The following is a 14,386-nucleotide window of genomic DNA, read 5'->3' on the forward strand; positions in this document are numbered from 1 at the left end:
TGGCTGACGAGCTGGGTTATAAAGTTATCCAGTGGGATACCGATTCTCAAGACTGGATGAATAACGGCGTTGACACGATTGTGAACCGGGTAGTTACAAAGTCTCATCCTGGGGATATTGTGCTGCTTCACGCCAGCGATTCAAGCAAGCAGACCCATGAAGCACTGCCCGTTATCATTGATGAGCTTCGCAAAAAAGGGTATGAGTTCGTTACCGTATCTGAACTGCTTAATCAATCGAGCGCCAAAGGCTCTGAAGTCCGGGATCAGGCTTGGGTAGATCAGCAGGTGGATACAGCGGCCGGACTTTAGTTCTGAATATCTCGGTTAAGACCTTAAGACCCCCGTTCTAACGGAGGGTCTCTTTGTATTTCAGCCTGTTATTCGGAGCTCCTATTCATACACAAAAGCCCGGCAAGAGTGCCGAGCTTTCCGGATACAGGTGCCTTAAGCACTCTTCTTCACTAACTTATGTAAAAGCAGGATTTGATAAGCATTACAAGCAATCAAAGGAACCAGAATTAATGTTGTAGCAAAATTCACCTGGATTTTGAGTACACCCACCATTTCAACAATGGTCCCGGCAATCATAAAAAACAGGGTCGGAATCCAGGCATTCGAGTTCGTAGCCTTGACTTTAAAATAAGAGATCACTGCGCCCACCAGTAGGATGATCACGCCCAAAGTGATATCTCTGTTATCCCCTGACTCGCCGCTAACAAAGATACGGAAGAACATCAGTTCAAGCAAAGCCAGTGCAGTAAGCACAAGCTGAATATACTGCCACGTTCTCCTGGAGAACACTCCAGTCCCCATATAGTTCATCATCAAATAGGCGAAAAAGCCCATTTGTGAGTAGACACTGACCATGATCCCTACACCTATAAGTATTCCCATATAAATAAAAAAGTCTGCTGTATTCTTAAATCCTGTACCCTGACTAAGTTTAAGAATTTCTCCCGCAATCAGTGCACAACCCGCACCTAATGCAAGCGTTGTCCAAAATAAATAAAGCCATCTTTTTAAGTTCAATGTCGCTTCGCCCCCCACTTCGATTTATTTTACCAACGTTTATGATAAAAAACCATTCCTTTACCGACATAATTCCTTTTTGACGTTCACATACTACCCACAATGATGCTTAGAAGGAGGCAAGGAACCATGAAATGGACGAAGTCCCGCCCATTATTGTGTATTGTATGTATGATTATTCTCCCGCTCACAGCATGCGGTTCAGACCAAGGGTCCTCCTCTTCTTCCCAAGGTGGGGGCTATAAAGACACCAAAACGATGGTTCTGGATATTCTCAAGACGGATGATGGCAAAAAAGCAATTATGGAGGCGCTAAGCTCTGGCAGCCAAGGCTCAAGCAGCGGTGAAAGCGGGGGAAGCGGAGGCGGCGGAGAATCAGGGTCTGGCGATTCCGGTTCCTCTGGCGGTGGCGGTGGCGGAGGCTCAGGCTCTGGAGGAGGAAGTATGGGAATTAAAATGCTCCTCGCGCCTCAGACAGCAGACCAGGTTCGAACTGCGGTGAAGGATACGATTACCTCCCCAGAATATAAGAAAGAAATCGAGAAAATTATGACTGATCCGAAATTTGCCGGTGATTTCGCTAAGGTCATTAATTCACAGAGCAAGCAGCTCCACATGCAGCTGATTAAAGATCCGACCTACCAGAAATCGATCAGTGATATTATGAAGTCCCCGGAAATTTCGAAAATGTTCCTCGACCTTATGAAGACACCGGATTACCGAAAGCAGTCCATGACTGTCATGCAGGAGTCCATGCAGAGTCCTCTTTTCAAAATGGAGGTTATGGACTTATTAAAAACTGTAGTTCAGGAGCAGTTAATACCTAAAATTGAGAAAGAGCAGGGCGGTGAGCAAGGACAAGGCGGGCAGGGAGGACAGGGAGATAATCAGTCCAAACAAAGCAACGGCGGGGGCAGCAGCAGTAAAAGTGGTGGCGGTGGCGGTGGCTAAATCGTCACAAAAAAACAAGACTGGCCCAAAGGGTCAGTCTTGTCCGCATTTTTGGATGACTTGAGCTGCTATGTCTGCGTAGATTTGTCCAACATTGCTGTTCTCTTTGTATACAGAAGGCGAGTAGTCCGCTTCCGAAATATGGTTATCCGGCGCTCCAAGCGGGATTTGGGCAAGCAGTTCGCTGTGAAGATTCTCCGCTAGCTTGGCTCCTCCGCCACGCCCAAATATATAATCGCGCTTTCCGCAGCCCGAGCATTCATAATAGGCCATATTCTCCACTACTCCCAGCACTTCGTGCTTCGTCTGTACAGCCATGGCTCCTGCCCGCGCAGCTACAAACGCTGCGGTAGCATGAGGGGTCGTAACAATAACCTCACGGCTCTGTGGCAGCATCTGATGCACATCCAGAGCAATATCACCGGTACCTGGCGGTAGATCAAGAAGCAGGTAATCTAGTTCTCCCCACTTCACGTCGGTTAAGAACTGGCGAAGCATTTTCCCAAGCATAGGTCCACGCCAAATTACTGGACTATTCTCCTGGATGAAGAAACCCATGGACATGACTTTAACGCCAAATCGTTCAACCGGTTTAATTGCTCCGTCCAGTACTACAGGAGACTCTTCAATTCCCATCATATCAGGAATACTGAAGCCGTATATATCGGCATCAATCAAGCCCACCTTCTTCCCCTTGCGGGCAAGAGCTACGGCCAGATTGACGGTAACGGTTGACTTCCCTACTCCGCCTTTACCACTGGCTATGGCAATAAAGCTCACCTTGGAAGCCGGATCAAGCAGCGGCAGATCCTCAAGGCCCTCCCCGCGTCCTTTATAGCGTTCAGAGGAGGATTCAGGCTGCTGCATGCCTGCTTCTTGTCTCTCATGTTCTGAAGCTTCTCTGAACCGGATGTGCACATCATGAACTTCAGCTGCAGCGAGCCGATCCTTGATCTCATGCTCCAGTGCGGACTTTGTCTCCTCATCTGCTTTAACACACACTACAGTCAGCGAGACGCGGGCTTCTTTCACCATAATATCCCGGATCCACTGCAATTCGACTAAGCTTCTCTTTGTTGCAGGCTCCATAACGGTACGCAGTGATTCCTGTACTTGTTCTCTTGATAACAATATCAGCACCTCGACTTTATTTCAGAGATATATGTCCTAGTCATACCCAGTCCATTATACCACTATGAGGCGCCTCCTGCGGAAGAGCTCGTTTTCTCGCCTGAACTATATCTGAGAATGCCCTTATAAATAGATGCAGCTACTTTACGCTGATACTCCTGCTCTGCCAGCAGCTTGGACTCCACCGGATGCGACAAGAAGCCTACCTCGACAAGTATGGAAGGAATCTTCAGTGACTGCAGGATATAAATATGATCCGCACTCTTAGCTACCCGATCGGTGTTCTCCAAATTCCTTCTGAGTTCCTGCTGAACGAAATCGGCCAGTGTTCCGCTCTCTGCCTGTTTATCCGGAAAGAACGTCTGAGCTCCACTCCACCTGTCCGAGGGAAAGCTGTTCATATGGATGCTGACGAACATTTTGGCTTCCTTCTCCTTGATAAAACGAAGCCGCTGCTGAAGATCTTCGCTCTTCCGCTTCTTATACCCTTTGGTGCCTGGATCCGCGAGGTCCTTGTCTTCTTCTCTGGTCATGACCACTATAGCCCCGGCCTGCTGCAGATAGTCACGCAAATAGAGCGCTACAGCGAGGTTAATATCCTTCTCGATCAATCCCTGCTTGCTCACCGCTCCCCCATCTACTCCGCCATGTCCGGCATCCAGAGCGATAACCTGACCCGCCAGCGGAAGTCCCCAATAGTTCCACACCTTCGAGGAAGGCACCTCATAAGCAGCTATTCCAATTATTACTGCCAGCAGAGCAAGTCCAATCAGGGCTCGCTTAATGTGACTCAGCTGTATCCAGACCGTAACCTGATCCTTCTCTCGTCTCATCAAAAAAGTCCACCTCCGCACCCATAAATGATTCTAATCATCTATATGGGACGAGGTGGACAAATATAACCTTAGGAATTCACGTGTTCTTTCATACCTTCAATGAGTACCTGGGCTACTTCAGGACGTGTAAACTCTGGTGGCGGGCAAATCCCTTCACGCAGAAGTCCGCGTACTTTCGTACCCGAGAGGGTCATATGATCTTCTTTCGGATGCGGGCAGGTCTTGCTTGAAGCCATATTCCCGCAGGTTGTGCAGAAGAAGCTGTGCTCGAAGAACAACGGGGAAATCCCTAGCTCATCAGCAGTAAAATTGGAGAAGATCTGCTGAGCTTCGTAGGTTCCGTAGTAATCCCCTACACCAGCATGGTCGCGGCCAACGATGAAGTGCGTACATCCATAGTTTTTACGAACCATGGCATGGAAGATCGCTTCACGAGGTCCAGCATAACGCATAGCAGCCGGGAATACTCCAAGGAATGCTCTGTCTTTAGGATAATAATTCTCAAGAAGAACCAAGTAGCTCTTCATCCGTACGTTAGCCGGTACGTCATCGGATTTGGTCTCGCCCACAAGCGGGTTCAGGAACAGACCATCCACAATTTCCATCGCACTCTTCTGAATGTACTCATGAGCACGGTGAACCGGGTTACGGGTCTGGAAGCCAACAACCGTTCTCCAGCCCTTGTCGGCAAAGATTTGGCGTGTCTCGGAAGGAGTGAAATAGAACTCTTCAAATTTAGCCGGCTTTGGACGGTTCAGGACTTGAATCGGCCCGCCCACGTAAGTCGAAGACTTCTCGAACAGCTTCTTGACTCCTGGGTGTTCCAGATCATCGGTCTTGAAAACGTTTCTGGCCTCTTCAGCTTGATCTACCTGATAAATGCTCTCGACATCAATCAAACCGTAGGTAATTCCGTCCTCACCGATTAAGGCAACCTTGTCCCCAACCGAAAGTGACGCAGCATCGGCTTCCTCGACTGCCAGAGTAATCGGAATACTCCACACCGTTCCGTCTGCAAGACGCATACGATTTACAACTGACTTATAGTCTTCTTCATTTAGGAATCCGGTCAGTGGAGAGAAGGCTCCCACTCCAATCAGATCCAGATCAGATATAGCCCAAGAGCTGATCGTCAGAGATTTAAGCTCCTTAGCAGTCTGTAAAAGCTTGTCCCGTTCGTCCCCCTCTACAACACGTTGTACGAGGGTGCCTCCATGCGGCAAAATGGCTGTCATATCATTCGCTCCTGTCTATTATTTATGAAGTCCACATTCTGTCTTCTCGGAGTTAGACCAGCGGCCTGCACGCGGATCTTCACCCGGCATTACAGCACGTGTACAATATTCGCATCCGATACTTGGATAGTTCTGATCATGAAGCGGGTTATAGGCAACGTTATTCTCACGGATGTAATTCCATACATCTTCTGTGGTCCAGTCAGCAATAGGATTGAATTTGATCAAGCCAAATTTATAGTCATATTCCACTTTCTTGGCATTAGCGCGTGTAGGCGCTTGGTCACGACGAATTCCTGTGATCCATGCATCATAACCGGACAGAACGCGGGTTAGCGGTTCTACTTTACGGATATTACAGCAAGCATTCGGATCACTCAGCCATAGTTGCTCTCCATGCTGAGCAGCCTGCTCTTCAGGTGTCAATTTCGGTGATACACGTACAAAATCGATGTTATACTTCTCAGCCATCTTGTCACGTGTCTCATAAGTTTCTTTGAAGTGGAAGTCTGTATCCAAATAAAAAATATCCGCTGTAGTGCTGATCTTGCGCAGCATATCCACAATAACTACGTCTTCTGCACCAAAGCTGCAGGCAAAAGTGATATTAGGAAAAGTCTCAACAGCCCAAGCGATAATCTCTTGCGGAGTAGCTGTTTCCAGCTCTTCTGCTTTGATCTTGACCAGTTCTTCTTTCTCCATCAAGTTCATATTGTATTCCCCCAAATTTGTTGTAATAAAGATCTAAAGCGATAAAGTCCAACTAAACGAATAAGAATTACTGTTAATAGTATAAAACACTTGGATTTGATGTCAATGGCTTAGCGCGAATTCGAATATAAATCCATAAGAATTGGACTCAAGTCTGTCAAAAAAATAGACACCTCCTAAGTCGTAGGGGCCGACTCAGGAAGGTGTCCATTAAATCCACAGTAAATTCCGGGCAAAGGAACTTACATTTTGTGAATCAAGTTATAGAGCACTTGGGAAGCCTCTGCACGGGTAGCCTGCTTTTTAGGTGCGAAAATATCTGTTGAACGTCCCTTAAGCAGTCCTTCCTTCACAGCAATACCCACGTAATCCTGTGCCCAAGTGCTGATGTCCTTGCTATCCTGGAAGGAAGCCGTTCCAGTGCCATTGTTCTTACCCGAGGTCATGTTATAAGCTTTGACAATCATTACGCTCATTTCTTCCCGTGTAATCTTCTTGTCAGGACCAAACTGAGTCTGGCTGATGCCGTTAACCAGACCGTTGCTGTAAGCAGCCGCAATGGCATCCGCATACCAGCTGCCTTGGCTTACATCATCCAACTGAACCGGCTTGGCAGCCTTCAGGTTCAGCTGTCTGACCAGCATGGCCGCGAACTCGGCCCGGGTGATCTCTTGTTCCGGGGCAAAGCTTGTATCGGTAACCCCATTCACTACGTGCTTGGCCGTAAGTTCCTTGATGACCTGGCTAGCCCAGTGGCCCGCTGACACATCACTATAGGATTTATCGAAAGCAAATACTCCATATTTACTGAAGTGGGTAACTTCCGCTGTCATCGTATTACCGGATAGCTTCCCGCCTACATATTGCATGCTTCCAGTGTCCGGGATGTAATACACCCCAAGCAGAGCTTGGTTCGCTTGTCCCGTTACCTGAAAGTTCAATACAACCGGCTTCGTGAATTGATCCAGCTTGGTTGTCTTCCCACTGCTGTCCTTAGCGGAAAGGGTTAGTTCCAGAATTGGACTCGCTGGCTGCACTGTTCCCCCGTTGGTGCTATTTGCTGATGAGATTTGGCTGGCCTGCTCAGAGGAAAGCTGATTAACCTGCAAGGAGATCTGCGAATCATTCTGCTTATCTGACGGAATTAGCTTCGACAGACTATCCACAACTTCTTTGGGAATCGTTAGCGAGGCCGTTCCCCAATTAAGCTGGACTGGGCTATCTCCGGCAAGCTGGCCTAGATTTCCTGGCAGCAGGACTTCTGTGCTAGTTTGGTTCTGAGGAATGCTGACATTGACACTGAGCACTCCATTCTGTGGCTTAGGCAGATCTGTTGGCTTGATGACCACCGAGATTGGAGTTTGATTCGGCTTAGGCGTTGTTGTATCAGTGCTTGGTGTAGTAGGCGTGCTTCCGCCATTATTAGGAGTACCCGGGTTTGCTGGGGGTGTGTTTCCTCCAGCCAGAGAAAGTGAGTAGACTCCAAATCCTTTATCATCTGTTTTGTTCGTATATTTGATATCAGAGTAGTTACCCAGATACTTCACCGCTTCCGGAGAAGTTGTAAAAGTAACGTTCACCTTGTTATTCACCGGGAGGATCGACCAGTTGTTATCTGCACTTGGGTTAATGTCCTTCTGCTCGGTGATATAGTTCATCAGAATTTGCCGGTTCTCATCAGCTGAGTCAACAACCAGCTCCGCACCCTTTAAGCCAGGGAAGTTACCACCGCCGCCTGCACGATAATTGTTCGTCACCACGATGAATTCCTGATTAGGATCGATAGGCTTGCCATTGTATTGCAAATTCACAATACGACTTGAGTTTGCGTTATTTACGGTGCCATCTGCGTTGTATTTAGCAGGCTTGGTTACATCAACCTGATAAGTCACACCATCAATAACATCAAAGTTAAATACCGCAAATTTAGGATTAAGGAGTGACTGTTCTTCTGTCTTGGCTGGGTCGATCTGATTGAACATTCCCGCCGACATTTCAAGCCATTCTTTTACCGTGGAGCCTTTGATTTTAACAGCTTTCAACGTGTTATCGTACAAATACAGATCGCTGGCACTCTTAATGGCAATGGGGCCTTTAGCGATATCTGTGTATTCCGCCGGACCATTTCTCCCTGCCTTAAAAGGAGCTCCTACCGATAAGACCGGCAGGTCCTTATACTGAGGGGCATTTTTAGCAATATAGTTCTTAACGAACCATTCTTGGGCTTTGGTCACGATTTGTACGGATGGGTCATCTTTCACCAATGCGAAATAACTATAAATTGGCGCCGACGTCTCTCCAATCGGTCCATTCGCGTATTGAATCGTAGCTTCATGCTCAGCCTTAACTGCATTCTCAACGGCAGGATCAGCGTCTACCAAAGGCTTCTTATTTACTTTGTCATAGATTTCTCTGTTAGAAGATTGAGAGTTGGATACTTTCCAGTGTCCTTCTCCATCTTTCGTCAGCGTTAGATCAATGATACCTAGTTCAGCACCGCCGTAACCCGCCTGCACAGCAGCTACACCATTAATGGTACCTTTTACATTATCGACACCAGCAACTGGATTGCCATTAGCATCTTTAAAAATAACATCAAGCGATTTGTTGTCGCCTGTAGGGAATACCTTATGGGTATGAGAGAAAGTAATGGCATCGATCCCTTTCACTTTGCTCAAAGGAAGGATGGCATTCTCAGCCATCGTGTTCGCCTCTGCATTTGCATCAAAACCGGAATGGGTCAGCGCGATGACAATATCGGCTCCTTCCGCTTTCATTTGTGGAACAAATTTCTCGGCGGTAGCTACAATATCCTTGGTTGTTACTTTCCCTTCAAGGTTGCCTTTATCCCAATCCATAATCTGTGGGGTAACTAGACCAAGCACCCCTACTTTAACAGTCTGGGTATTACCATTCTCATCAATATAGGTCTTGTCCAAAATTTTGTATGGAGTAAAGTTGTTCTTATCATTGTCGGGATTATTGTCATGGTCATCGACGTATACATTGGCATTCACATAAGGGAAGCTTGCCCCTTGAATGGACTTGTCCAGGAAATCAAGGCCATAATTGAATTCATGATTACCAAAAGTGGCGATATCGTAGCCCATCACATTCATGGCTTTGTACACAGGGTGAACCGCATTCTCGCCTTTTAGCTGATCGATCTTGGCCATATAGGTTCCAAGTGGAGTTCCCTGAATCAAGTCACCATTGTCGACAAGGAGGGTATTCTTCACTTCTTCACGCGCCTGCTTCACTAAGCTAGCGGTCTTGACCAACCCTACTGTAGGTGAAACCTGGTCCTTATAATAATCGTATGACATTAAATTCGTATGAATATCGGTTGTTTCCATGATCCTTAACTTAAGATCAGTGTTATCTACAGGAGTAGTGTCCGCGGTTGGGGTGTTAGTCGGGTCTTGATTAGCTGAAAGGAGGGCCGCAGATGATGTCTGCTCAGTTGACGATACTCCTGCATTGGAGGCAGCCGCCGCATGCATCTGTCCTGCTAGAAACTGAGTTGATAATACACAGACAGCAAGCGTACTGGTTGCTGCCTTCCTGAATCCTTTTCGAAAATTGAATTCCATTCCTTGTTATCCACCCTTCTAGGTTACTGTTACTTGGGGGAGTTATCCCTTATTATTAATTTAATTTTTGTATGTTAGCTAGGTTCTCTTTTATTGTTTATTAAAGTGGTTATGTAAGTAAAAATAAGTAAATCATTTAATCGACGACAAAAAAACCACTGTTTTGTTAAAATCAGCGGCATTAAATATAAATATACGGTTTATCTGCAGAGAACAAAAAAGCCCTTGACCGAATGGCCAAGGGCTTTGCTGTTGATTAACGTTTCGAGAACTGTGGAGCGCGACGAGCGGCTTTGAGACCGTATTTCTTACGCTCTTTCATACGTGGGTCACGAGTCAAGAATCCTGCTTTTTTCAAAGCTGGACGGAACTCAGGGTCTGCTTTAAGCAGAGCACGGGAGATACCATGACGGATCGCACCCGCTTGACCGGAAATACCGCCACCATGTGCAATAACGATTACATCATAGTTAGTCAGTGTTTCAGTCAGGTTCAGAGGTTGTTTAACGATAAGTTTAAGTGTTTCCAAACCGAAATATTCATTGATATCACGTTTATTGATGACAATGCGTCCTTCACCCGGTACAAGGCGAACACGAGCTACCGAATGTTTACGACGACCTGTCCCATAGTATTGTACTTGTGCCATGAAACTGTCCTCCCTTTTAATTATCCGCGAAGTTCGTAAACTTCAGGTTTTTGTGCTGCATGTGGATGCTCAGTGCCAGCGTATGCTTTCAGTCTCAGCTTCATTTTCTCACCTTGGCGAGTTTTAGGAAGCATGCCGTGAACAGCAGATTCAATCATGCGTTCAGGTTTAGTCTTGAGGAGATCCTGAGCAACTGTCACTTTCAAACCACCTGGGTGCAGGGAGTGACGATAGTATTTCTTATTCTCCAATTTCTTACCTGTCAAATGAATCTTCTCAGCGTTGATTACGATAACGAAATCACCAGAATCAACGTGAGGTGTGAATTGTGGCTTGTGTTTGCCGCGAATAAGAGCAGCAGCTTCACTTGCCAGACGGCCCAATGTTTTGCCTTCAGCATCAATAATGTGCCAATTGCGCTCTACTTCATTTGGCTTAGCCATATAGGTGGTACGCATGAAAAGATCCTCCTTCATTCTCGTCCGAAATCTAAGTTTCTATGATACAAATGTTCAGCTGTAAAGCTCATCATTCTATCATATATATCTTCGTTCGTTGTTAGTTGTTGTAGTTAGTAAAGCTAAAAAACGTTGTTATGGCGGTTTTCTTAATTGGGGGCTGTGGGATAGCCGTTAAGAAAACACAAACTTTATTTTACAGCATACAACTTTATTAAGCAAGTAGTTTTTCAAAACAAAGTGCGCGTTTTAGCAAAATTATTCAGGTTAATCGAATAAGTCTCCGAATACATCCAAAACGGACTTTTTCTTCTTAGGGTGTCCATAGTTCTTATGGTTGCCATTCTGAGGATAGTGAGAGTCACGGCGGTCTTTGCTGTAGTCAGATCTATAGTCATTCTCATGAGGTTTACGGTACTGCTCCCGGTCGCGTTCACCGTACCATTCATCAAAGGCGGGACGTGCCTCATTCACCTGACTCATCAGCTTATCCAGCTCTCCTCTGTCGAGCCAGACTCCTTTACAGCTTGGACAGACATCGATTAGAACCCCATTCTTCTCTACTTCCCTAAGCTGTACTTGATCACAAATCGGACAAAGCATATGAATTCCCTCCTAGAGTAGACGCATTTCTATCCTTCTGTATACGTCTAAGGCAGGCTCCAGGTTTCACTCAGGGGAATTAGCTGCATCCTCCTCCACCTCATCCAAGGCAAAAGAAGGCGGCTCTGGCTTGTCCTCCATAAAGTTGTACTCTACATTCCAAAGCATCAGGCCTTTCCCCTCTGCCGTAGGACCGGCGGCACTGCGATCTCTAGCCTCCAAGATCCGCTGGATATCCAGCGGATTACGCTTGCCTTCACCCACTTGAAGGAGCGTACCTACAATAATCCGGACCATATGCTGCAAGAATCCATTCCCGGTGATGAAGAGCTCGATGACCCCTTGATCTCTGGGATGACCCTCGCGGCACATAGATGTATCCACTTCGATATGGGCCTCGTATATCGTCCGCACATGATTCTGCTTGGTAGAGTGACGCGAAGCGAATGAAGTATAGTCAAACGTACCCACAAGGTAGGTCAATGCCTCTTTCATCGCATCAATATCCAGAATTCCTGGATGATGCAGCTGGAGATGACGTATGAATACATGCGGGTACTGGTTCGCGTTGATGGTGTACCGATAAGTTTTACGCTTAGCTGAATGCCGGGAGTGAAAGCCCGGCTTCACTTCTATAGCATCAAGAATAACAATATCTTTGGGCAGTCGGCCATTCAGGGCAAGACACCAGCGATCCAGAGGAATAGCTGATTGCGTATGAAAGTTAAACACCTGCCGGTAAGCATGAACACCCGCATCCGTTCTTCCCGAACCGATAATTTTGATCTCTTCTCCGGTAAGCTGTCGTATCGCCTCTTCCAAGTGATCCTGTATGGTATTACCATCGGGTTGTGATTGAAAGCCGTAATAGTTCGTTCCGTCAAAGCTGACGGTCATACAGAGATTGCGCATCGAAGTCCCTCCTTAGTCCCCCAAGGGGGGATTCCAAAGGGCTGCGCCCTCTGGACACCTATTAAAGGATGGTGATCCTTAAAACCTATTTTCACAACCCTCCCAAACCCTCCCTTGCCTAAGGGAGGGCCCCAAGGACTCTGCCCTCTGGACACCCTGGTGAGTGACTTAAGAGCAATAGAGATGGTTTTTGGCGAGTGCGTGCTTGGATTCGCTTGTCGTCCCCTACGGGGACCCGCTTGGGTTGGTGGTGCATAGTTACAAGCTGAATTGTGGCGGAGGGAGGCTTATTAGCGCGTGAAAGAGCTGCATGGTGCAGCGAGCCGCTTGCCGTCCCTCCGGGACCCGCTCCACTTCTTCGAATCCACCTGCAGGGTCTATCCCTCGGGAGGTCGGGTCCGCAGGACGCGCTGACCGGGAGGTGATCCGCTTCCCAGAATAGCCCACGAAGATTGCTCCTGCAGGTCGTGGCCGGTAAGCCACGCTGATCAGGGAGCCACACGCTCCCCTGAACTCACCCCCAAGATTTGCCCCTTGGGAAGTCGGGTCCGCAGGGCCCGCTGACCGGGAGGTGCCCTGCTTCCATGAATAGCCCCAGACAAACTAAAACTCTCTGGAAGTCGGGTCCGTAGGGCCCGCTGACAGAGAGTAACTTAGCTTCGGAGCTATACTTGTACAACATAGGAGCAGCTCTATAATAGAGCAAACCCCGCGCAAACCAGAAGGCTCGCCCGGGGCTGAAAGCCGCGGGATTGAGCCGGGCTCCACCGCGAAAGTCGCTCTCTATGAGTATCCCTTATCCATCCACAAGAAACTTGCGGGTGTCCAGAGGGCTGCCGCCCTTTGGGGTCCCCCTTACAAGGGGGATTTAGGGGGTAAGCTCAACATTATGCGCGGTCTACCAGTTCCAAGTAAACCATAGGTGCGCCGTCACCACGACGAGGTCCCAGTTTCAGGATACGAGTGTATCCGCCTGGACGCTCAGAGTAACGAGTTGCGATTTCCGAGAACAGTTTTTGGATTGCATCCTGTTCACCATCAACGGATTCGCGGCGTACAAATGCAGCTACTTGACGACGAGCGTGCAAGTCACCACGTTTTGCTTTCGTAATCAATTTCTCCGCAATAGAGCGAACTTCTTTCGCTTTTGCTTCGGTAGTTTGGATACGTTCATACAAGAACAAATCTGTTACCAAGTCACGGAACAATGCTTTACGAGCGCTGGAATCACGTCCCAATTTTTGATAAGCCATGTTTTTCCCCTCCTTTGCTAAACGTTAGCAGGCTATTCTTCTGTACGGAGTCCCAAACCGAGTTCCTCGAGCTTCTCTTGAACTTCTTCCAAAGATTTGCGGCCCAGGTTACGAACCTTCATCATATCTTCTTCAGTCTTCGTAGTCAGCTCTTGTACTGTGTTAATACCAGCACGTTTGAGGCAGTTATAAGAACGAACGGAAAGATCAAGCTCTTCTATCGTCATTTCAAGCACTTTTTCTTTTTTGTCTTCTTCTTTCTCAACCATGATTTCAGCGTCCTTCGCTTCGTCCGTGAGGCCCACGAACAAGAAAAGGTGCTCGGTCAAAATCTTAGCACCGAGACTAACCGCTTCTTCCGGTCTAATACTTCCATCCGTCCACACTTCAAGCGTAAGCTTGTCATAGTTGGTTACTTGACCAACACGTGTGTTCTCAATGGAGTAATTGACACGGGAAATCGGAGTATAGATAGAATCAACAGGTATCACACCAATCGGTTGATCGTCGCGTTTGTTCTTATCTGCTTGAACATAACCACGGCCACGATTGGCAAAGATACGCATGTGGAGTCTGGAACCCGGTGCCAGGGTCGCAATGTGAAGTTCTGGATTCAGAATCTCCACATCACTATCTGCACGGATATCACCTGCAGTGATTGCTCCATCGCCATCAGCATCAATCTCGAGAACTTTCTCCTCGTCAGAATGAATCTTCAGGGAAAGAGCCTTCAAGTTCAGAATGATTTCCGTAACGTCTTCCATAACACCTGGGATCGTAGCGAACTCATGCAGAACACCATCGATTTGAACCGAGGTTACCGCTGCACCTGGAAGCGAGGAGAGCAAAATCCGGCGTAATGAGTTGCCGAGAGTTGTTCCATATCCACGCTCAAGTGGTTCCACTATAAATTTACCATAGGTGCCTTCCACGTTAACGTCTACGGTCTCAATTTTTGGCTTTTCGATTTCTATCACTGCAATACCCTCCTTCGAAACGTCGTTTCTTCTGAAACTGTCACCT

Annotated in this window: 14 protein-coding genes (1 of these 14 only partly in view); 2 read left to right on the plus strand and 12 right to left on the minus strand. The window is 47.4% G+C overall.

Annotation, left to right across the window (positions count from 1 at the left end; genetic code table 11):
• On the plus strand, window positions 1-311 hold the 3' end of the coding sequence (gene pdaB, locus ACEN86_RS17450; protein WP_495631795.1) for a polysaccharide deacetylase family sporulation protein PdaB. 496 nt of this gene lie to the left of the window's left edge; 311 of the gene's 807 nt are visible here — the last part of the coding sequence; the start codon falls outside the window, past its left edge; it ends in the stop codon at window positions 309-311.
• A gap of 135 nt (window positions 312-446) precedes the next feature.
• On the opposite strand, the gene ACEN86_RS17455 is transcribed toward pdaB, so the two are convergent.
• On the minus strand, window positions 447-1,031 hold the full coding sequence (locus ACEN86_RS17455) for a KinB-signaling pathway activation protein (protein ID WP_495631796.1): 585 nt from the start codon (window positions 1,029-1,031) through the stop codon (window positions 447-449).
• A gap of 129 nt (window positions 1,032-1,160) precedes the next feature.
• On the opposite strand from ACEN86_RS17455, the gene gerD reads away from it, so the two are divergent.
• Window positions 1,161-1,982 carry a spore germination lipoprotein GerD gene (gene gerD / locus ACEN86_RS17460; protein WP_495631797.1) on the plus strand — a complete coding sequence of 274 codons (822 nt, stop codon included), beginning with the start codon at window positions 1,161-1,163 and terminating at the stop codon, window positions 1,980-1,982.
• Window positions 1,983-2,015: 33 nt separating this feature from the next.
• On the opposite strand, the gene ACEN86_RS17465 is transcribed toward gerD, so the two are convergent.
• The 11 genes from ACEN86_RS17465 to ACEN86_RS17515 form a co-directional block, all read right to left on the minus strand.
• Window positions 2,016-3,113 carry an Mrp/NBP35 family ATP-binding protein gene (locus ACEN86_RS17465; protein WP_495631798.1) on the minus strand — a complete coding sequence of 366 codons (1,098 nt, stop codon included), beginning with the start codon at window positions 3,111-3,113 and terminating at the stop codon, window positions 2,016-2,018.
• A 62-nt stretch (window positions 3,114-3,175) separates the two neighbouring features.
• The gene (gene cwlD / locus ACEN86_RS17470) at window positions 3,176-3,946 is read right to left on the minus strand and encodes an N-acetylmuramoyl-L-alanine amidase CwlD (RefSeq protein WP_495631799.1); all 771 of its coding nucleotides are present in this window, start codon (window positions 3,944-3,946) and stop codon (window positions 3,176-3,178) included.
• A 71-nt stretch (window positions 3,947-4,017) separates the two neighbouring features.
• A complete protein-coding gene (gene sat, locus ACEN86_RS17475; protein WP_495631800.1) occupies window positions 4,018-5,184 on the minus strand; it encodes a sulfate adenylyltransferase in 1,167 nt (388 codons plus the stop codon).
• Between the two features lie 18 nt (window positions 5,185-5,202).
• Window positions 5,203-5,895, minus strand: coding sequence for a phosphoadenylyl-sulfate reductase (locus ACEN86_RS17480; RefSeq protein ID WP_495631801.1), 693 nt, complete (start codon window positions 5,893-5,895; stop codon window positions 5,203-5,205).
• A 242-nt stretch (window positions 5,896-6,137) separates the two neighbouring features.
• Complete coding sequence (locus ACEN86_RS17485; RefSeq protein ID WP_495631802.1) at window positions 6,138-9,488, minus strand: bifunctional 2',3'-cyclic-nucleotide 2'-phosphodiesterase/3'-nucleotidase; 3,351 nt, start codon at window positions 9,486-9,488, stop codon at window positions 6,138-6,140.
• Between the two features lie 256 nt (window positions 9,489-9,744).
• Entirely contained in the window at window positions 9,745-10,137 is a 393-nt protein-coding gene (rpsI, locus tag ACEN86_RS17490; protein WP_068620356.1) for a 30S ribosomal protein S9, read from the minus strand.
• A gap of 20 nt (window positions 10,138-10,157) precedes the next feature.
• Entirely contained in the window at window positions 10,158-10,595 is a 438-nt protein-coding gene (gene rplM, locus ACEN86_RS17495) for a 50S ribosomal protein L13 (RefSeq protein WP_251376308.1), read from the minus strand.
• A gap of 267 nt (window positions 10,596-10,862) precedes the next feature.
• Window positions 10,863-11,198: a TFIIB-type zinc ribbon-containing protein gene (locus ACEN86_RS17500; protein WP_495631803.1), complete on the minus strand. Its 336-nt coding sequence runs from the start codon at window positions 11,196-11,198 to the stop codon at window positions 10,863-10,865.
• A 66-nt stretch (window positions 11,199-11,264) separates the two neighbouring features.
• Complete coding sequence (truA, locus tag ACEN86_RS17505) at window positions 11,265-12,110, minus strand: tRNA pseudouridine(38-40) synthase TruA (RefSeq protein WP_495631804.1); 846 nt, start codon at window positions 12,108-12,110, stop codon at window positions 11,265-11,267.
• A gap of 887 nt (window positions 12,111-12,997) precedes the next feature.
• Window positions 12,998-13,363: a 50S ribosomal protein L17 gene (gene rplQ / locus ACEN86_RS17510; protein ID WP_068620364.1), complete on the minus strand. Its 366-nt coding sequence runs from the start codon at window positions 13,361-13,363 to the stop codon at window positions 12,998-13,000.
• A gap of 32 nt (window positions 13,364-13,395) precedes the next feature.
• Window positions 13,396-14,340: a DNA-directed RNA polymerase subunit alpha gene (locus ACEN86_RS17515; RefSeq protein WP_127200951.1), complete on the minus strand. Its 945-nt coding sequence runs from the start codon at window positions 14,338-14,340 to the stop codon at window positions 13,396-13,398.
• Window positions 14,341-14,386: the final 46 nt, after the last annotated feature.

The sequence above is a fragment of the Paenibacillus sp. Paensp111 genome (assembly GCF_059492195.1).